Source organism: Acinetobacter sp. S4397-1, from assembly GCF_024129285.1.
In the GTDB taxonomy this organism is placed as follows: domain Bacteria; phylum Pseudomonadota; class Gammaproteobacteria; order Pseudomonadales; family Moraxellaceae; genus Acinetobacter; species Acinetobacter lwoffii_C.
In genome coordinates this window covers 90,250-110,518 of the sequence record NZ_JAMXXZ010000008.1, presented here as the reverse complement: position 1 = coordinate 110,518, position 20,269 = coordinate 90,250, and the positions used below count along the sequence as shown (strand labels likewise).

The window sequence follows — 20,269 nt, the reverse complement described above, 5'->3', positions numbered from 1 at the left end:
AAGACAGACGGTCAAACGTCAGCTTGCCATCCGGTTTTGGATAGTTCGGCTTGAAGTTCACTGCATCAACAGTTTTCAGCGTCTTAAAGTCGGGCACCAGGTCATGTAAAGTGAAGGGTACTTTAAACACGTTCTGGTCGATAAAGTTAAAGGCGCCCCCCATCCATTGACCGAACTTGTGCATTGCCGGGCCAAAGTTACGCGCATTATAGAGTTCTTCTTTCAGCCAGCTGTTGTTGAACTTCTCGGTATAGGCAGTCAGCTCTTTGATGAAGAAATCTTCACCTTCGCTCACACGGGCAACTGCAAGATCACCACCTTTTTCTACACCGGCCTGGATTGCTTCAAATACCGCTTCACCGCAAAGCATGCCAGATTTCATTGCCGTATGTGAGCCTTTGATCTTGGCAAAGTTCAGGAAACCTGCATCATCACCGATTAAAGAGCCACCCGGGAAAGTGAATTTAGGCAGCGAGTTAAAACCACCCTTGGTCACAGCTCGTGCACCATAAGAAATCCGCTTGCCACCTTCCAGATACTGTTTGATTAAAGGATGGGTTTTCCAGCGCTGCATTTCCATAAATGGATACATGTGCGGATTGGTATAGGATAGATCCACGATCATGCCCAAAGTTACCTGATTGTTTTCAGCATGGTATAACCACCAGCCGCCTGAAGAAGCAGTTTCATTTAAAGGCCAACCAGCCCCATGCATCACCAGACCTGGCTTATGTTTGGCCGGATCAATTTCCCAGAGTTCTTTAATCCCGATCCCGTAGTGCTGTGGATCAGCATCTTTATCCAGATTGAATTTTTGAATCAGGCGTTTACCTAAATGACCACGGCAGCCTTCAGCAAAGATGGTGTATTTGGCATGCAGCTCATAGCCCGGGGTGAAGTTATGCGTCGGTTCGCCATCTTTGCCAATGCCCATGTCACCAGTCTGGATGCCTTTCACCGTACCATCTTCATGGTAGAGAATTTCAGCAGCAGCAAAGCCCGGGAAAATGGAGACTTCCAGCTCTTCGGCTTTCTGGCCTAACCAGCGCACCACGTTGCCGAGGGAAATGACATAGTTGCCCTCATTATGCATGGTTTTTGGCACCATCCAGTGCGGAGCCTGTTTGGAGGTGGTTTCAGACAGCAGGAAGAACGTCTTGTCTTCAGTGACGGGCACATGAAGAGGCGCTCCCTGTTCTTTCCAGTCAGGGAAGAGTTCATTGATGGCACGAGGTTCGATAATTGCACCGGACAGGATGTGGGCACCGACTTCGGAGCCTTTCTCTACGACACAAACGGACAGATCGTTTAGGTTGTTTTCAATTGCAAGTTGACGGATTTTAATTGCCGCAGAAAGACCCGCAGGGCCTGCACCTACGATGACTACGTCAAACTCCATCGACTCTCGAGTAATATCTTCCATAATCTAAAACCTAAGGTTGTTATACGATAATGATGCTTGCACACTGTTCAGACTATAATTTAGTAAAGCTTTATTTTATAAAGCAAAGAAGTGAATCAAGCCGCTTCCACAGAACAGATTCCATGATTAAAAAATAGCGGTTAGATCTGTAACAAAATAGAGAATGAGGGGGTATCATTCTCTATTTCAGACCCAATAACTCAAATATTATTCAAGCTTAACGCAATATTATTGACCATATGAATGAGGCGAGGGCCAATTTCATTTTCCAGCTTTTCCTGATCCAGAATGTAGCTTGGAGCACCACAGTTAAAGGTTAAAATGCCATGTTTAGGGTGAATCAGAGGAACCGCGACAGAATTCACATCTTTGGTCCAGTCACCGATAGAAAGACAATATAAAATCATCTGTTTGAATCTAAATATCAGGATTAAAAAATAAGATAAGCGCGGTTTTGTGCCTCTCGCCAACACTGGGGTAGGGAAAAATACTCCAGTTTTTCACGATCCTTGTGAGCATTCTATTATTCCATTCGTTCAGCATTTGATAAACACTACTTTGAATGAAATAAAAATACAACTAACCGGCAAATTAAGAATATCCTTTTTACACAGGAAAATATTTTTTTTATGATCATTCAGTTGGTTTTAATTTAGGGTATATTCAAATTTTGGCGGTTATTTAAAACGTCCACATTTAAATGATACGGACGCCGAAGGCTGGTTTGATACTGGCGATATTGCCTATCAGGACCAGCAGGGCTATATCCGGATTTGTGGCCGTAAGAAGGATGTGATTATCCGTGGCGGAGAAAATATTCCGGTCGCAGAAATTGAATCATTGCTCTATAAACATCCGAATATTGCAACAGTAGCTTTAGTGGCTTATGCAGATGAACGAATGGGTGAGCGTGCCTGTGCAATCATCAAGCTGAAAGATCCAACACAGCCGTTAAGTTTTAATGAGCTGGTAGATTTCCTGAAAACCCATAATCTGGCCATGCAATATGTTCCGGAACGTTTGGAGATATGGGATGAAATTCCAATGACGCCATCGGGGAAAATCCAGAAATTTAAACTCAGAGAACTCTTGGCCCAATCTATAGCATCAGCAGCAATTGCAATGAATTAAAAAATGGAATAATTAAATGAGAAAAACCCTGAACAATACAATATTATTCAGGGTTTATTTTCATCTTAGATAAAAACGGCAATGGGGGGAACAAAAATCCCAAGCTTAATTTTTGGACGAGTTACAATTTTATTAGGCTAACTCCAACCTCTATAGTCGCAGCAGAAGATACCTGATTTTGTCTGCTAGTACTTTGCATCTGCCTTGAAATACTGTCCAGCTTTTTTGTGAACGATGTCCATTTATGAAGGGGCTTTTAAATAAGCTTAGTTTTGATCTGAACTTTTCTTTTTCTTGCCTCCGCCATCTTGTTTATTGACTGTTGACCAGGCAATCCGTTCAGCCTCCTCTTCAGATCGGCCGCGTTCTTTTTCACTGTCTTCAATATGCTTGGCCTGTCGCTTTTGTTTATCTGTATAAGCAGATTTATCACCTCTAGGCATCTCACTATCCTCATCAGATTTGCAGTGAAAAATACTATAACAAGCGCTTAGGTGGGAAAGGGTAAGTATCTGTCAGAATTTGTTTAAATTATTTTGGAATCTGCCAAACTTGATAAAAAATCAAAAGCCGCCTCATATTTTTAATGTATTTCAAAGCACATATAATACACGCCATTTAGGGCTATTATTCAACTTAATAAATTGATTGTATTAAATATTTTTATAATCCTTATAGATTAGTAGAAATATTTTTTGAAAACTAGAAATTCTCAAAAATGAAGATAAGCATCCACAAGGATGCGTTATCTTCAGATCTGATTAACCATTAATAATGCTGCCACCATTCACATGAATGACCTGACCTGAGATATAACTGGCTTCTTCACTGGCCAGAAATAAATAGGCAGGTGCGACTTCACTCGGCTGTCCCATGCGGCCCATGGGGGTCTGTTTACCAAATTCTTCCAGCTGTTCTGCATCAAAACTGCTCGGGATCAAGGGTGTCCAGATCGGGCCGGGGGCTACACCATTGACCCTGATTCCCGTTTTATTTTTTAATAAATTGGTAGATAAGCTTCGCGTAAAGGAGGTAATGGCACCTTTAGTGCTGGCATAGTCGATCAGTAGGTCATGACCGTGATAGCTGGTAATACTGGTGGTGTTAATAATGCTGTCACCTTCATGCATATGTGGCAGTACCGCCTGAGTCAAATGAAACATCGACAGAATATTGACATTAAACGTTTTTAATAGTTGCTCAGAGGAAATATCCGTAATACGCTCCTGTGGATATTGAACGCCGGCATTATTCACCAAAATATTAATAGTTTTAAATTCTTGAAGGACTTGCTCGACCATTTTCCGGATGGTTTCAGGTTGCTGCAAATCGCATTGAATCAGGAGGCAGCGTCTGCCTTCATTTTCAACCATCTTTTTAGTCTCTTGTGCATCCTGATCTTCATCCAGATAGCAGATGACAATATCAGCACCTTCACGGGCAAATAAAACAGAAACGGAGCGTCCAATGCCACTATCGCCGCCTGTGATCAATGCCACCTTATCTTTTAATTTATCACTGCCTTTATAATTTGATTTGATGACTTCCGGGAGAGGATTCATTCTGCTTTGGATACCCGGTTGATGTTCTTGCGTTTCAGTTGAAGCTGGGGTTTCAGGATAATGATTCATCTCTTCTCCAATTCCAATGAGGTCGTCCTATAAGATAAGAAAAATATATTAGGAGAATTTGAAAAAAATGAGTCAATACCTCACATTTCATAACATAATGTATTCGTGATTTATCAATTTTTCATTCAGATTGACATTGTCTGAAGGGTGGGTGGCTTATGCTGGATCGGTTAGAGCTCAACTCTAGCATTACGCTGATGTGAGTAAATGACTGTCTGCAAAATCCTTTGCTCAAGCACAGCAGATCAGTACATTTATATAAGCAACCATAGTATGGTTCATCCGAATGAATGATTTTTGCTGGAACAGGCTGGATGAAGATTCTTTTAATTACAGGTTGGGGACTAGGCACTTCAGTTCTCAAGCCATTTGCGGACTTGCTAAGACAACAGCAATATCAGGTTGAAATCTGGGACATCTTTGATCCCAATGACCTTTCAGTTCTTGCTGCCAGAGTAGAACAGGCCCAATCTTTTGATGTTTTAATCGGCTGGTCATTGGGGGGGCAACTTGCTTTATTGCTTGTGCATGAAATTTATCAAAAAACACAGCTTGCTAAACCTGTCATCTGCTGTATGTCGAACCCCTGTTTTGTGGCCAATGATCTTTGGCCTCACGCCATGCCCTATATGCAATATCAACAGTTTCAAAAATCTGTTTTAAAAAATCCTCTACAGGCAATGCAGCGCTTCTGTGCATTAGTGACTCTTGGTTCATCAGCACCTCGAGAAAGGGCAAAATATCTTCAACCACAGATTCTAAATATTGATTTAATCTATCAAGCTCGCCATCTCTATCTTCTTGAACAATTAAATTTGGTCAATATCTTCAAGTCTTATCCAGGCAAGATGCTTTTTGTATTTTCCAGGAACGATATGCTGGTTCCCTACCAACTTAGCCAGGAAAGCGAGCTATTAGCAGCATGTAACCTGAACTTGGTAAGTATTGATGCTGCACATGATGCCATCCTGTTCGATACAAAATTGTTAATCAACCCAATTTTAATATTTTTGACCGATACAGTAGCAGCTAAAGCCAAATAGCAGATAATGACATTTTCATTTCAATTTTAAAACGTTAAGATCAAAGTCATTTTTATTATTAAGGTTGAATTCTGTGCAGGACGCTTTCGATCAACAGCATATTTGGCATCCTTATACTTCCATGACTAATCCGCTTCCCTGTTATAAAGTCAAGGCGGCGCAAGGGGCAGTGATTGAACTGGAGGATGGATCTCAACTGATTGATGGAATGTCTTCTTGGTGGTGTACGATTCATGGCTACAATCATCCGGAATTAAATCAGGCTGTCAAAACCCAACTGGAATCAATGTCACACATCATGTTTGGCGGCTTGACCCATCAGCCAGCAATCGACCTGGCCAAACTGCTCCTTGAAATCACCGCTCCTGAGCTGGATAAAATTTTCTTTGCCGATTCTGGCTCAGTGGCCGTTGAAGTGGCTTTGAAAATGGCCGTGCAATACTGGCATGCAAGACAGCAGCCTCAGAAAACCAATTTTGTTACGACCCGTTCCGGTTATCATGGCGATACCTGGAATGCCATGTCGGTATGTGATCCGGTGACGGGCATGCATCAGATTTTTGGTTCCAGTCTAGCCCAACGTTTTTTTGTGCCTGCGCCGCAAAGTACTTTTGAAGGGGAATGGCATGTTGCAGATATTCAGCCGCTGGAACAGGTCCTAAAAGAAAAGCATCAGCAGATTGCAGCCATGATCATTGAGCCGATTGTGCAAGGCGCAGGTGGAATGCGCTTCTATCATCCTGAATATTTAACACAGGCCAAACGACTCTGTGAACAATATGATGTCCTGCTGATTCTGGATGAAGTCGCAACCGGTTTTGGCCGTACTGGAAAACTCTTTGCCTATGAACATGCTCAAGTGAGCCCCGATATTATGTGTATCGGCAAGGCACTGACGGGGGGGTATATGACGCTCTCTGCGACCCTGACCACAAAGCATGTTGCAGACACGATCTCCGATGGTGAAGCAGGTGTGTTTATGCATGGCCCGACATTTATGGCCAATCCTTTGGCTTGCGCCGTTGCCTTAAAAAGTACCCAGCTATTACTTGCCCAGGACTGGCAAAGTCGTATTCAGGCCATTGAAGTCCTGCTCAAAAAACATTTACAGGTTTTGAACACTTTGCCGCAAGTCAAAGCAGTTCGGGTTCTGGGCGCCATCGGTGTGGTCGAGTTGCACCAGCCTGTAGATCAGGCTCATTTTCAGGCTGAATGTGTACGCCGTGGGGTGTGGATTCGTCCTTTTGGTCGCCTGGTCTATGTCATGCCTCCTTATGTAATTTCTGATGCTCAACTTGAGACCCTGTTAAAGCAGATGGTTGAGATGGTTCAAGAGATGGAGTTAGCCCATGCACCATCTTGACTATTTTCAGCAACAACTGGATGAGCTGCAACAGCAGGGTCAATACCGTCAGTTTAAGGCCAATATTTCAAGCCAGCCTCGGCTACACATGAATGGAGTCGAGATGCTGAACCTGGCTTCTAATGATTATCTGGGACTGGCTTCAGATCTGCGCTTACGTGAAGAGTTTTTTGACCTGACACCTCTGTCCGAACGCCAGATGAGTGCCAGTTCATCACGTTTGCTCACCGGGAATTTTGCAGCATTTGAACAGCTTGAAGACACAATGGCGCAAGCATTTGGCCGCTCGGTATTGCTGTTCAATAGCGGTTATCATATGAATATCGGGATTTTGCCGGCGCTCGCCAATGCAAAAACCATGATCATTGCCGATAAGCTGGTGCATGCTAGCATCATTGATGGCATACGCCTTTCCAAGGCGCAGTATGTCCGTTACCGGCACAATGATCTCTGCCATTTACAGCAGTTGTTAGAAAGGTATCAACTCGATGCAACAATTGACCGCATTATTGTGGTCACTGAATCCATTTTTAGTATGGATGGCGATGAAACGGATTTAAAAGCATTAGTGGCCTTAAAACAGCAGTGTGATAAGGTCATGCTGTATGTAGATGAAGCACATGCGATCGGCGTACGTGGTGAGCGGGGGCTTGGCTGCGCCGAGCAGTATCAGGTGCTGGATCAGATTGATTTGCTGGTGGGTACTTTTGGCAAAGCGCTGGCTTCTGTCGGCGGCTATCTGGTCTGTCATCCGGTAATTCGCAACTATTTAATCAATACAATGCGTCCGCTAATTTTTAGTACCGCGCAACCTCCACTCTGTATGGCATGGACGCGTTTTATTTTTCAGAAAATGCAGCAACTGCGGGCAGAGCGGGAATATCTGACCGAACTGGCTGCACAGTTTCAGCAGGGCATTCAGGCACTAGGCTTTGCCTGCCCTTCGAGTTCACAGATTATCCCGGTGATGATTGGTGAATCCGGTCAAACTGTTCAGGCCGCCCAGATGATGCAAAAAAACGGCTTTTATATCTTGCCGGTGCGCCCGCCAACTGTCCCGGTCAACACTTCAAGACTGAGAATCTGCCTGCACCGGCAGGTAGAACAAGAAGATTTGAATCACTGTCTGACCTTATTGGGAAGCTTGTCTTGATGAAAAGTGAACAGATTGCCCGACGTTTTGCCCAGGCACATTTAAGTTATAAACAGCACGCCGTGGTCCAGAATGCAGTGGCTGCCGAGCTGATACAGCTGTTACAACAGCATGTGAGCCAGCCGGATTTTCAGCGCGTCCTGGAAATTGGTTGCGGTTCAGGCCTGTTTAGCCAACGCTTTATGCAGTCCTATGGTTTTGAACATCTTTTTTTGAATGACCTGTATGCCGAAGTACAGCAGCATTTTCAGGAGGATGATCGTCTTTTATGGGGCTTGGACAATATTGAAACGTTGCCGTTGCCGCAGTCGCTGGATCTGGTGGTATCTTCCTCGTCACTGCAATGGATTAAGGATTTAGCAGCGCTATTGAAGAAAATTCATCAGGCTTTAAAGGCCTCAGGCCATGTATGTTTTTCCAGTTATGCCCAAGACAATTTAAAAGAAATTAAAGCTTTAACCGGGCAAGGGCTGGATTATTTAAGTTTGGATCAAGTCGTGGGAATGCTTGAATCACAGGGTTTTGAAGTCATTGCCCAGCATGAAGAACGAATGACTCTAGACTTTGAACATCCCAAGCAGGTGTTACAACATATCAAGGCCACCGGAGTACAAGCGACAGCGCAGGGTTTTCGCTGGACCAAGTCTTCACTGCAGGCCTTCTATCAAAATTATCAACAATTTCAACATCCCGATACGCAGCATTATGGCTTAACTTATCATCCAATTTATGTGATTGCCCGGAAGGTGACATGAACGCACAGATTTATTTTGTCAGTGGTATTGATACCGCTATTGGTAAAACCTTCGCCACAGGTTTTCTGGCCAAACACTGGAACGAGCAGGGCATCCGCACCATCACGCAAAAGCTGATTCAGACCGGTAATACTGACGTTTCTGAAGATATTGAACAGCACCGAGAAATTATGGGCTGCGGACTGCTCAGTGAAGATCTGCAAAAGCTGACTATGCCAGAAATTTTCACTTATCCGGCTTCACCTCATCTGGCTGCCAGATTAGACAGACGTGAAATTGATTTTGGGAAAATTGAGCAGGCTACCCAACAGCTGGCCCAACATTATGAGCGGGTTCTGGTTGAAGGTGCGGGTGGTTTGATGGTTCCACTGACCGAAGACTGGTTGACGATTGATTATATAGTGGCACAGCAATATCCGGTTATTCTGGTGACTTCTGGACGTTTGGGCAGTATTAATCATACCTTGCTCAGTCTGGAACTGCTCAAGCAGCGCCAAGTCAAGCTCTATGCCTTGGCCTTTAATCATACGGACAATTCACAGGATGAACTGATCGCTAAAGATACGATTCGCTATTTAAAACAGTATTTGCAACGAGATTTTACTGATACTGAATGGCTGGATATTCCGGCTATGGATCTAAAACAGGATTAAAGAGAGATAAAAGAAATAAAATATCGCGGAATTTTCATTAAGGTCGGTTGCACCCACTGGATTAACGCGAATCAAAGAGAAAGGTTAGTAAAGCCTCTTACAACAGCGAAGGCCCAATCCTTGATTGGGCCTTCGCTCAAAGCCAATATTTAATGATGAATTAAATACTCACTTTAAAAGGAATTAAAAGAAGCCGGCTGGTTTAGTTGAATAGCTCACCAACAGGTTTTTGGTTTGCTGATAATGCTCAAGCATCATTTTATGGTTTTCACGTCCAATCCCTGATTTTTTATAACCACCGAAGGCAGCATGAGCAGGGTAGATATGATAACAGTTGGTCCATACACGACCCGCCTGAATCGCACGACCCGCACGGTAAGAGGTATGCGCTGAACGTGACCAGACACCGGCACCTAGACCATAAATAGTGTCGTTGGCAATGCGGATTGCATCATCAAAATCTTTAAAGGTGGTGACAGCAAGTACCGGTCCAAAAATCTCTTCCTGGAAGGTTTTCATGTCATTGGTGCCTTTGAAAATAGTCGGCTCAATATAAAAACCTTGACCAACCTCATGGCGTTCTGCACCACCGGTTAAGATTTCGGCACCTTCTTCACGACCAGTTGCAATACAGCCCAGAATTTTATCTTGCTGTTCCTGAGAAGCCTGCGCACCAATCATGGTCTCGGTATCAAGCGGGTGACCGGTTTTAATACGTTTTACTCGTTCGATTGCTCGTTCCAGGAATTTGTCCGCAATACTTTCCTGAACCAGGGCACGTGATGGACAAGTACAAATTTCTCCCTGATTCAGGGCAAACATGGCAAAGCCTTCAAGGGCTTTGTCTAAATAGTCATCTTCCTGATCCATAATGTCTTCAAAGAAGAGGTTTGGAGATTTACCGCCCAGCTCCAGCGTAACTGGAATAATATTTTCGGTCGCATATTGCATAATCATCTGGCCAACTCCTGTTGAACCAGTAAATGCAATTTTGGAAATACGCGGGTTGGTTGCAAGCGGGCGACCCACTTCCACACCATAACCGTTGACTATGTTAAGTACACCTTCAGGTAACAGGTCTTGGATTAATTCAACCAGAACCAGAATGCTGGCAGGGGTTTGTTCGGCAGGTTTCAATACAATACAGTTACCCGCCGCCAAAGCCGGCGCCAGTTTCCATGTTGCCATTAAAATCGGGAAGTTCCACGGGATAATCTGTCCAACGACCCCTAAAGGCTCATGGAAGTGGTAAGCGATAGTATCTTCATCAATCTCTGAAATACCACCTTCTTGAGCGCGGATACAGCTGGCAAAATAGCGGAAATGGTCAACGGCCAAAGGAATATCGGCAGCCAGTGTTTCGCGAATCGGTTTACCGTTATCCCAGGTTTCAGCCACAGCCAAAAGCTCTAAATTGGCTTCTAAACGGTCAGCAATTTTTAATAAAATGTTAGAGCGAGTTGTTGGAGAAGAGCGGCCCCATTGATCTTTGGCCTTATGTGCCGCATCCAGTGCAAGCTCAATATCTTCAGCGCTTGAACGTGGAATTTTGGTAAATACCTTACCATCTACTGGAGAAATGTTATCAAAGTATTGACCTTTTACAGGTGGTACCCATTGTCCGCCAATGAAGTTCTCATATTGGGCTTTAAACTGAACTTTTGAACCGGGTTGATTAGGATCGACATAACGCATATAGGTGTTCCTTGACTTATTTTAGTGTTGTAAAAATCTGTAATTACAGTTTTGGTATCAGGGACTCTGGTACACTATTCGACTTAGCATACATGGAATAAGGTTGGAGAAAGGTTGGAGACAAGAAGGTTTACAATTTTTTCACTTGATCTTAAAAGATAGTTATATAGTCATTACAGTGGATGTAAATCATGGCTTTTTTTGTGAGAGTATGGAATGGAGATAAAGCAAGATCTGAGCCAGAGACGACAGAAAATCGAACAGTTTAGAGCGAGTAGTAGTTGGTCGGCATTACATGCAGAGCAGCTGGGGCAAAGTATTGCCAGCTCCTGGCAGCGCTCATCTTCTGCTGCAATACCAGAAGATCGTTCTGCCGCGCCTTTAATCCATTTGCAAAAAGAAACTTACTCTTCCACTTTGGCAAATGCCTTGCAATATTGTGCGCAGGATTTAAAGCATATTGCTGAACAGTCTTCTATGGTACTGGCAGTTGCAGATATGGGCAGTACCATCATTTGGTCGGCCTCTAGCCCGCAAATGAAAAGTGCCGCCGAAAGTGTACATTTTATCGAAGGTGGGCAATGGCGTGAAGAACTGGTGGGGACAAATGCTTTAGCACTGTCATTAAAAACTCAGCAATCGAGCTGTGTGTTTTCCAATGAGCATTATATGTCGTCTATCCACGACTGGGTTTGTTATGCTGCTCCCATTGTTGATCCGCATTCACAACAGCTTTTGGGAGTAATCGACCTTTCGACCACCTGGCAACAGCATAATAGTTTGGGACTGCTGGCTGCGGAACGCTGTGCCTCCATTATTCAATCTGCTTTACTGGAACATCAAAAGCAGCAACTCTATATTCGTGCTTTTTCTGTGCCGCAAGTACTGTTCAATGGTAAGGTTTTGGTACTGACTCCACGCCAGATTGAAATCCTGACCATTCTGGCTTTATGCCCACAAGGTCTAAGTCTGGACAGTCTGCACCAGGCTTTATATGGTGAGCGTAAAGTCAGTATGGGCACATTAAAGGCGGAAATGTCGCAATTACGTGATGTGCTTGGGGGAATGCTGGGTTCAAGGCCGTACCGTTTATTGGCCCATGTCGAGGCTGACTTTTTGCTGACAGAGCAGGCTTTAGATGCAGGGTATATCGATTCAGCCTTAAAACTGTGTAGCGGGGTGTTTTTGGCTAAAACAGAAAGTCCTTTTTTATGTGCATGGCGCGATTGTCTGGAATCTCGCTTAAGTGATGCCATTTTTAAAGCCAATGAAACCGATGTATTACTGAAACATGTAGCGCGCTTCCCCGAGGCGATTGATGCTGTCGAACGTTTGATTGAGCTGATGCCCAAAACGAATCCCGTATATCAAACCCTATTAAAATATAAAGATAGTTAAGACGGCGATAGGCTGAATTGATCAAGCTTGCGTATCAGGCAGATCATTAAAATTTTTTTAAATGGCTGGTTTATCTTCATCTTATGGATCAGGTTGCTATAGTGCCTTGAGGGCGCCGTCGGACAGTCTTATATTCATTTATTAAGATTTTCTCCCTTATCCTGCTGACGAACCAGAATTCCCCCCAATTGTAAGAGTAAAAAAAAAGCAACTACCGTCTAACCTATTTTCTAAAAAATACGTTAAACAGCAGTTGCTAAAAATGTAAGCCAATAACTAAATGGGAGAGAGGGCTTACATTGAGGATTACATTGCAGCTTTAAAAATTTCTACCACTTGCGCATGGGTTGCTTTACGTGGATTGGTCAGCATACAGGCATCTTTTTGCGCATTTTCAGCCATAATTGCCAGATCAGCTTCCTTCACAGATAATTCAGCTAAACCAGTTGGAATACCAATTGAAGCTGAAAGTTGACGAATCGCATCGATCGCTTCATAAGCGGCTTCATTGACGGTCAAGCCTTCAATATTCACGCCCATTAACTGGGCAATTTTGGCATAACGGTCAGGGCAGGCAATCAGGTTAAATTCACATACATGTGGAAGTAAGATTGCATTACATACGCCATGCGGCAAGTTATAGAAACCGCCAAGCTGATGCGCCATCGCATGTACATAACCTAGCGAAGCGTTGTTAAAAGCCATTCCTGCCAGATATTGTGCATAGCTCATAGCATCACGCGCTTCCAGGTTTTCACCATTGGCAACCGCAGGGCTGAGCCATTGGCTAATCATGCTGATAGCTTTTTCTGCACAGGCGTCGGTAATAGGGTTGGCGTCCGTAGAAACATACGCTTCAACTGCATGAGTCAAGGCATCCATTCCGGTAGCAGCAGTTAAGCTGGCCGGTTTGGCAATCATCAGCTTCGGGTCATCAATAGCAATTAGCGGAGTACAGCGCCAATCGACAATAGCCATTTTTACATGAGTCTCTGTATTGGTAATAATACAGAAACGTGTCATTTCAGAGGCAGTACCTGCTGTAGTATTGATCGCAATCAGCGGTGTCATAGGCACTGTGCTTTTATCAATACCCTCATAGTCACGGATATGGCCGCCGCCCGCAGTCACCAGACCGATACCTTTGGCACAGTCATGTGATGAACCGCCACCTAAAGACACAATAAAATCACAAGCATTCTCGTGATAGGCTTGCACCCCTTTATGTACGTTAATATCAGTAGGGTTCGGTTCTGCACCCGGGAAAATATGACAGTCGACGTTAGCTTCTTTTAAATAAGCAGCAATCGTATCGGCAACACCAAATTTAAACAGACCGGCATCTGTCACAATCAGGGCTTTCTTTGCGCCTAAATTTTGTGCTCTGCTTCCCACTTCTTTGGCACAGCCAGGACCAAAAAGTGAAACACAGGGAATATAAAAACCATTGGTTTTATCTGCAAGATTTTTAAAAGCCATGGGGCAACTCCTTTTACCATTATTCAATTGTTGACACTTTTCATCGTCGATGAAGTATGCAGCCAAGTCCGGAAGAATCCCACCTACCAAACACCTACCATTTTAATAAAATGTTGATTTTTATCTAAAATATGAATCATCAACATCTGCCTAAGACAGCAGAGTATTGGAAAATTGGCGTCATTTTCTGCAAAAATAAATTCCGACTTTATCTTCCCTGAGATTTGGGATTTAGCCGTTCCCTTACATCGAGGACCTGATGATTTAACAATAGATGTATAGAGTAGAAGGAGGACAGGACATGTCTCAGTCTTATTCGAGCGATTTTGATAAAGGCAACAAGATGAGTATCCTGATATTTTTTAACTTAAAGATGAGCTATATTCATTTTTAGTGATTTTGTAAGTGAGAGAAGATCTTTAGGAATTCTACTCAGAAATAGAATATAAATATTCTAAAAAGACATGTTTAAGTCCGATACAGCATTCAATTTAGAGCTATAAAAATTCATTTCTCTAAACCGTTTGTTAAACTTTCCTTTAACTTTATTTGATATTATCTATTGTATTTTATCATTTTATATATTTATTAAGCTGAAAAATAAACAAATTTATCTAGACCTATCTATTGAGATGAAATGCACCCATTTTATAAGTTTAACAAGATCAGACTTTAGAAACTGACTGTTGGCGCATTGCGACAAAACTACCAATAGTGAATTAATTTCACTTTCGGCTTAAATAAAATCATTTTTATTCATGATTGGATTCAAGTATAAATTACCTTATCAAGAAATTCAGATTTATCTTAGAAATTAGGGCACCGGATCATCATGAATAAAGAGTTTGCATGTTCGATTAAAAGCATTCGTTTTGATGAAAATTATCATCCTTCAGACAGTACGCGTCTTACCACCAACTTTGCAAATCTGGCAAGAGGAGAGAGTCGTCAGGAGAACCTGCGTAAAACCCTGGCGATGATCAACAATCGTTTCAATGACTTGGCTCATTGGGATAATCCTCAGGCAGATCGTTATTCAGTTGAAGTTGAAATCATTTCTGCGGATATGGATATTGAAGGCAAGGGGAAGGCGTTTCCTGTCATTGAAATGTTGAAGACGACCATTATTGATCATCACAAGAACCAGCGCATTGATGGCATGGTTGGAAACAGCTTTTCCTCTTATGTACGGGATTATGACTTTAGCGTATTGCTATTAGAACATAGCAAGAAGCAGTCGACACGCAGTACTCCAGATCATTTTGGCGAATTACATGGCAAGCTGTTTAAATATTTGGTCAACTCTGAGGCCTATAAAGCAAAGTTTAATAAAGCACCGGTGATATGTCTCAGTGTCTCAAGTAGCAAGACCTATCAGCGGACTGAAAACCAGCATCCTGTATTAGGTGTGGAATACCAGCAAGATGAATATTCATTAACCGATGAATATTTCAAAAAAATGGGCTTAGAGGTTCGCTACTTTATGCCATCCAACAGCGTGGCGCCTTTGGCTTTTTATTTTAGTGGAGATTTACTGAGTGATTACACGAATCTGGAGTTGATTAGTGCCATTAGTACAATGGAAACCTTCCAGAAAATTTACCGACCTGAAATTTACAATGCCAATTCTGTGGCAGGGAAATGTTATCAGCCAAGTTTGAAATATCAGGATTATTCACTCACGCAGATTGTCTATGACCGCGAGGAGCGTAGCCAGTTAGCGCTGAAGCAGGGCCGATTTACGGAAGAGCAGTTCATCAAGCCTTATCAGAATATCCTTGAACAATGGGCAAAAAGCTACTCGGCTTAAAACCACTCACTACTTGATTCACTAAACGATAAAAGAAGATTGATGATGAAACGTCTATTACCGACCTCAACGGCTGGCAGTTTGCCAAAACCTTCCTGGCTGGCAGAACCGGAAAAACTCTGGTCACCGTGGAAACTACAGGAAGATCAACTGATTGAAGGCAAACAAGATGCCTTACGTTTATCATTACTAGAACAAGTCCATGCAGGTCTTGATATTGTGAGCGATGGTGAACAAACTCGCCAACATTTTGTCACTACCTTTATCGAACACCTCGACGGCGTTGACTTTGAAAAGCGTGAGACAGTCCGAATCCGTAATCGCTATGATGCAAGTGTACCTTCAGTGGTAGGAGCAGTATCTCGTCAAAAACCGGTTTTTGTGGAAGATGCTAAATTTTTACGCTCTCTGACCAGTCGGCCAATTAAATGGGCATTGCCTGGGCCAATGACCATGATTGACACCCTCTATGATGGTCACTACAAAAGCCGTGAAAAACTTGCCTGGGAATTTGCCAAAATTCTTAATCAGGAAGCAAGAGAATTAGAAGCTGCCGGTGTTGATATTATCCAGTTTGATGAACCGGCATTTAACGTGTTTTTTGATGAAGTGAATGATTGGGGCGTTGCTACCCTGGAAAGAGCCCTTGAAGGCCTGAAGTGTGAAACCGCCGTACACATTTGCTATGGCTATGGTATTAAAGCCAATACAGACTGGAAAAAGACTTTAGGCTCAGAATGGCGACAATACGAGGCAGTCTTTCCCAAACTGCAAAAATCCAAGATCGATATCGTGTCTTTAGAATGTCAGAATTCTCATGTTCCGATGGATCTGATTGAGCTGATTCGCGGAAAAAAGGTGATGATTGGTGCAATTGATGTAGCAACCAATAGAATTGAAACCCCAGAAGAAGTTGCTGAGACCTTATGTAAAGCACTTCATTTTGTTGATGCTGACAAGCTTTATCCTTCAACCAACTGTGGTATGGCGCCGTTGTCTCGCCAAGTCGCAATAGGCAAGTTGAATGCTTTAAATGCTGGCGCAGAAATTGTTCGTAAAGGTCTAACAGCTTAGTTCTTGTTGATTGCATGATGCGTCAAGAAAGATCTACTTCGGTTTGATTGGGTATTTCTGATCAGACCGATAAGCGCAATCCAGATGAAATAGCATGTTAACCCAAATACATTCAGCTGATCTGCCGACGCCGTGGTATCAAAAAAGCTCTATCTTAAGAAAAATGCCGATTTAATTTTGGAACAAGTGATGATTGACTCAACTGACTTTAGAAATGCCATGTCTCTGTTAACAAGTGCGGTCAATATTGTGACCACAGCAGGAGCATCTGGTTCTCATGGATTTACTGCATCTGCGGTATGTAGTGTCACGGATACACCGCCAAGCTTGCTGGTCTGCATGAATAAAGCCTCTAGGTCTCATGCACACTTTATAGAAAATAAAATTTTAACCGTGAATGTGTTGGGTGCACAACATAAGCATATTTCCAAGGTCTTTTCATCCAAAATGGATTCAGAAGAACGGTTTAAACATGGAACCTGGCTAGAATTAGAAACGGGCGCACCTGTCTTGGAAGATGCTCTGGTTAGTTTTGATTGTGAAATCGATCAGATTCAAGAAGTTGGAACGCATACTATTTTTATGTGTCGTATTGTCGCGATTCAACAAAGTCAAAATGATCAAAGCTTGGTTTATTTCAATCGTGCTTATCATCATGTCGGTGGGGAGGTAGTTGCTTAAATGGTGAGGTTTTTAGAATGTACAAGCGCACTAAACTTTAGCGTAACGTATATATTATGTCACTTGGAATACTCAGCAACGTGAATATAGAGTTGCAGATTCACGTGGCTGAGCTGTGGCAACAAATAATGTTGTGTAGCATATCTCGGATATTCTATTTAATTCATGCTGACCTAAAAGTTTAGTTCACTAGGAAAAGTTAAAATTTATATTTAGCTACTCAGGAGATGCAATTTACAAAATTAAGTTTTAGTCTATCAACCTAAAAAAATTAGGGCATAGTATAGGTCTTCACTATATCCAACTATGCTGTAACGATAGCATTTACTACCGATAAACCTAGATTACTCCTACCAGTCTTTATCGAATCTAAATCAGATTCGAAAAATAATTACGCTGGGTGCTGTCCTGCGGTAATAACTCTAATAAGCGCTGTACTGCATCAATTCGATCATGTGTTTGCCCAATAATTCGTAATAACTGATCAATATCTTTTATTTGATAGATCAACTGGCTTAAACGGGCATCAAAACAATGTCGCCAAGTACTTAGTAAAGGGCTTTCTGATTTAGATAAAAAGCTACCTTTATATAGCGAGAATGTGCTGGCAATAAGATTTGCATTTAATGCTTGTTCAGCACGTAAAAAATCACATTGGACTTCACAGGTAAGCCTATAAATACGAGCCTCGATTGAATGAGGTAATAGACTACGAAGTTGTGAAAGCTCAGCCTTTAGGGTTTTTAGGCTGACATTACGCTCACCATAAAGGGCAGAATGTAACTCTTCTAAACCAATACCATAGGGATGCAAAGCTAAAATGCAAAGTATTTCAATTTGACGGTGACTCAAATTCAATGTTTGCCCATTAAATTGAACCCAAGGCGAGCCTAGCGCCTTAATGTATAAAAAATTTTGCTGTTCAAATTTTATGGCCCGTTGTATTAAATCTGCACAGCGTTCAACTGCAAGCAGTCCCAAAGGAGTATGTTTTTTATATTTTGTGGAAAGGTTAATAATCCCATGAAATTGCCCTGATGTCGGATCCCAGATCGGTGCAGCATAACAGACCCAATCCCGAACACTGCCCATTTGGTTCTCATGAGAATAGACACAACTTGATATCTGGCTATTTAAAGTCATACCTATCGCATTGATCCCAACAGCCTGTGTAGACCAATGCCCACCTTCAATAAAATGAGCCTGTTCAGCAGAAGAAAGCATTGCCGAACTACTCCATGTCCATAAGAGGGTACCTTGATGATCTGTAAGACCAATAGCCATATCTGAATCATTAGCTATTTTGAGTAAGTCAGCATAATTATGCTGGATAGAGCGGCGAAATAAAGAAGTTCTATCTTCTGGAGGTAAGGCCAAAACAGGGGCGGCATGCACAGTATGCTGATTGATTAAATGGGTTGTTTGCAGCTTTTTTGCAGGTGCTGTATTGCACAGATTCATATCATATTCCTTTATGATCAGACTGTAATATTTTTAAATTTTAGAAAAGAGTTTTAAAGTTTATAGTCAATTATGCCATTTCCTCTTGCTTACATTTAAAATGGTTTTATCTTTGCTTTGTTAAATCCTATCTTTTGGTTTTACCAGCTCCTTGCGCTACTTTAAAAGTGTTCTTATGGACTGAAAATGACTATTTCCATCTGAAATGTTAATAAACGTAAATAAGATAAAAAGTCATTCACGCGTGTAAGGAGTAGGTATAGCCTCACCATGATATTGACGATCAGCAAAATAACTCGACCGAACCAATGGTGCACTCCAAATATTCTTAAACTTTAAGTGTTCTCCATGACTTTGATACCGTTTAAACTCTTGCAATGTAACAAAACGATGAATTGGTGCATGTGATTTGGATGGCTGTAAGTATTGGCCAATTGTGACATAGTCAATTTGATAATCTTTCAAATCATTTAATAACACAATAACCTCAGCTTCAACTTCTCCCAAACCGACCATCAAACCACATTTGGTTGGGATATCAGGGCAGTAGTGTTTAAATTTCTTAAGTAAATCCAATGAATGCTGATAGTTAGAGCCTGGCCGCATGGCTTTATACAAACGTGGAACAGTTTCAATATTATGATTAAAAACATCGGGTGGATTTTGACTCAGAATCTTCAGGGCAATATCTGCACGACCACGAAAATCAGGCACTAAAATTTCAATTAAAGTCTCTGGACTGGTTTGACGAATTTCTCGAATGCAATCGGCAAAATGCTGTGCGCCACCATCTTTTAAGTCGTCCCGATCAACCGAAGTAATCACGACATACTTTAAGTTTAAATTCTTTACCGTTTCAGCCAAATGCTTTGGCTCATTAATATCTAAAGCATTAGGACGACCATGAGCGACATCACAAAATGGGCAGCGCCGAGTACAGATATCTCCCATAATCATGAAGGTTGCGGTCCCACTGCCAAAACATTGCGGCAAGTTAGGACAAGCCGCTTCTTCGCAAACCGTATGTAGTTTTTGTTGCCTTAATAAATCCTTAATGATTTGGACTTCCTCAGGTTGACTAATTTTAGCCCGAATCCATTCTGGCTTCTTCGGTGTCGTTTTCGTTGGAATAACTTTAATTGGAATACGCGCCATTTTTTCAGCGCCCCGCAGCTTCTTTCCAGTTAATCTGGTGTTATTTAAATCCATTTCAAACACTCCATCGTTTAAAATAATTAATATAAATTCTGATATTAAATAAGCTGTTTTAAAAGCATTAATAATATTAAAACAGGGCAAAAAACTTATCATACAAAACAAAGGTTGGCTAAAGGTTTGTTTTTATATGTAATTGAACAATATTGAAAATTTACAATTTTTTTTAGATTTATAAGCTCATGTTTTTAATATCTATCTTATCTTTTTATGCATTATATTTTTTTAGTCTAATATGAAATTTAATAAAAATATTCTTATATAAATATACGATTTAAAAATCCAATTATTCAATTTTGGATTT

16 protein-coding genes and 2 pseudogenes are annotated in these 20,269 nt (G+C 41.9%); 10 read left to right on the top strand and 8 right to left on the bottom strand.

The window, feature by feature from the left end:
- Both NI467_RS06800 and NI467_RS06795 read right to left on the bottom strand, forming a co-directional pair.
- On the bottom strand, positions 1-1,423 hold a 1,423-nt coding region (locus tag NI467_RS06800), incomplete at its 3' end, for an NAD(P)/FAD-dependent oxidoreductase (RefSeq protein WP_253152012.1).
- 200 nt (positions 1,424-1,623) lie between these two features.
- Positions 1,624-1,845 (bottom strand): annotated as a pseudogene (locus NI467_RS06795) (IclR family transcriptional regulator); the annotation flags it as partial.
- A gap of 232 nt (positions 1,846-2,077) precedes the next feature.
- Here NI467_RS06795 and NI467_RS06790 point away from each other — a divergent pair.
- Positions 2,078-2,554: pseudogene (locus NI467_RS06790) on the top strand (cyclohexanecarboxylate-CoA ligase); the annotation flags it as partial.
- Between the two features lie 266 nt (positions 2,555-2,820).
- On the opposite strand, the gene NI467_RS06785 reads toward NI467_RS06790, so the two are convergent.
- Both NI467_RS06785 and NI467_RS06780 read right to left on the bottom strand, forming a co-directional pair.
- On the bottom strand, positions 2,821-2,997 hold the full coding sequence (locus NI467_RS06785; RefSeq protein ID WP_161981114.1) for a hypothetical protein: 177 nt from the start codon (positions 2,995-2,997) through the stop codon (positions 2,821-2,823).
- 318 nt (positions 2,998-3,315) lie between these two features.
- Positions 3,316-4,185: an SDR family oxidoreductase gene (locus NI467_RS06780; protein WP_253152011.1), complete on the bottom strand. Its 870-nt coding sequence runs from the start codon at positions 4,183-4,185 to the stop codon at positions 3,316-3,318.
- Positions 4,186-4,499: 314 nt separating this feature from the next.
- Between NI467_RS06780 and NI467_RS06775 the strand changes: the two genes are divergently transcribed.
- The 5 genes from NI467_RS06775 (at position 4,500) to bioD (ending at position 9,152) form a co-directional block, all read left to right on the top strand.
- Positions 4,500-5,228, top strand: a complete 729-nt coding sequence (locus NI467_RS06775; RefSeq protein WP_253152010.1) for an alpha/beta hydrolase — start codon at positions 4,500-4,502, stop codon at positions 5,226-5,228.
- 73 nt (positions 5,229-5,301) lie between these two features.
- Complete coding sequence (gene bioA / locus NI467_RS06770) at positions 5,302-6,591, top strand: adenosylmethionine--8-amino-7-oxononanoate transaminase (protein WP_253152009.1); 1,290 nt, start codon at positions 5,302-5,304, stop codon at positions 6,589-6,591.
- Positions 6,578-7,744, top strand: a complete 1,167-nt coding sequence (locus tag NI467_RS06765; protein WP_253152008.1) for an 8-amino-7-oxononanoate synthase — start codon at positions 6,578-6,580, stop codon at positions 7,742-7,744. The genes bioA and NI467_RS06765 overlap by 14 nt, the downstream gene beginning before the upstream one ends.
- Positions 7,744-8,499 (top strand): malonyl-ACP O-methyltransferase BioC, encoded by a 756-nt coding sequence (gene bioC, locus NI467_RS06760; protein WP_253152007.1) that lies wholly within the window; start codon positions 7,744-7,746, stop codon positions 8,497-8,499. The genes NI467_RS06765 and bioC overlap by 1 nt, the downstream gene beginning before the upstream one ends.
- On the top strand, positions 8,496-9,152 hold the full coding sequence (gene bioD / locus NI467_RS06755; RefSeq protein ID WP_253152006.1) for a dethiobiotin synthase: 657 nt from the start codon (positions 8,496-8,498) through the stop codon (positions 9,150-9,152). The genes bioC and bioD overlap by 4 nt, the downstream gene beginning before the upstream one ends.
- A gap of 183 nt (positions 9,153-9,335) precedes the next feature.
- On the opposite strand, the gene NI467_RS06750 is transcribed toward bioD, so the two are convergent.
- The gene (locus tag NI467_RS06750; protein WP_151206289.1) at positions 9,336-10,847 is read right to left on the bottom strand and encodes an aldehyde dehydrogenase family protein; all 1,512 of its coding nucleotides are present in this window, start codon (positions 10,845-10,847) and stop codon (positions 9,336-9,338) included.
- 216 nt (positions 10,848-11,063) lie between these two features.
- Between NI467_RS06750 and NI467_RS06745 the strand changes: the two genes are divergently transcribed.
- A complete protein-coding gene (locus tag NI467_RS06745; protein WP_253152005.1) occupies positions 11,064-12,245 on the top strand; it encodes a transcriptional regulator in 1,182 nt (393 codons plus the stop codon).
- 306 nt (positions 12,246-12,551) lie between these two features.
- Here the strand turns inward: NI467_RS06745 and NI467_RS06740 are convergent, their stop codons facing one another.
- Positions 12,552-13,724, bottom strand: coding sequence for an iron-containing alcohol dehydrogenase (locus NI467_RS06740; protein ID WP_151203083.1), 1,173 nt, complete (start codon positions 13,722-13,724; stop codon positions 12,552-12,554).
- A gap of 832 nt (positions 13,725-14,556) precedes the next feature.
- Between NI467_RS06740 and NI467_RS06735 the strand changes: the two genes are divergently transcribed.
- The 3 genes from NI467_RS06735 (at position 14,557) to NI467_RS06725 (ending at position 17,289) form a co-directional block, all read left to right on the top strand.
- Positions 14,557-15,534 (top strand): DUF1852 domain-containing protein, encoded by a 978-nt coding sequence (locus NI467_RS06735; protein ID WP_174660578.1) that lies wholly within the window; start codon positions 14,557-14,559, stop codon positions 15,532-15,534.
- Between the two features lie 45 nt (positions 15,535-15,579).
- Positions 15,580-16,608: a methionine synthase gene (locus tag NI467_RS06730; RefSeq protein ID WP_253152017.1), complete on the top strand. Its 1,029-nt coding sequence runs from the start codon at positions 15,580-15,582 to the stop codon at positions 16,606-16,608.
- Between the two features lie 189 nt (positions 16,609-16,797).
- The gene (locus NI467_RS06725) at positions 16,798-17,289 is read left to right on the top strand and encodes a flavin reductase family protein (RefSeq protein ID WP_253152004.1); all 492 of its coding nucleotides are present in this window, start codon (positions 16,798-16,800) and stop codon (positions 17,287-17,289) included.
- A gap of 369 nt (positions 17,290-17,658) precedes the next feature.
- On the opposite strand, the gene NI467_RS06720 is transcribed toward NI467_RS06725, so the two are convergent.
- Together NI467_RS06720 and lipA are read right to left on the bottom strand one after the other, a co-directional pair.
- Positions 17,659-18,750, bottom strand: a complete 1,092-nt coding sequence (locus NI467_RS06720; RefSeq protein WP_253152003.1) for a transcriptional regulator — start codon at positions 18,748-18,750, stop codon at positions 17,659-17,661.
- Positions 18,751-18,984: 234 nt separating this feature from the next.
- Complete coding sequence (gene lipA, locus NI467_RS06715) at positions 18,985-19,959, bottom strand: lipoyl synthase (protein ID WP_253152002.1); 975 nt, start codon at positions 19,957-19,959, stop codon at positions 18,985-18,987.
- Positions 19,960-20,269 lie beyond the last annotated feature (310 nt).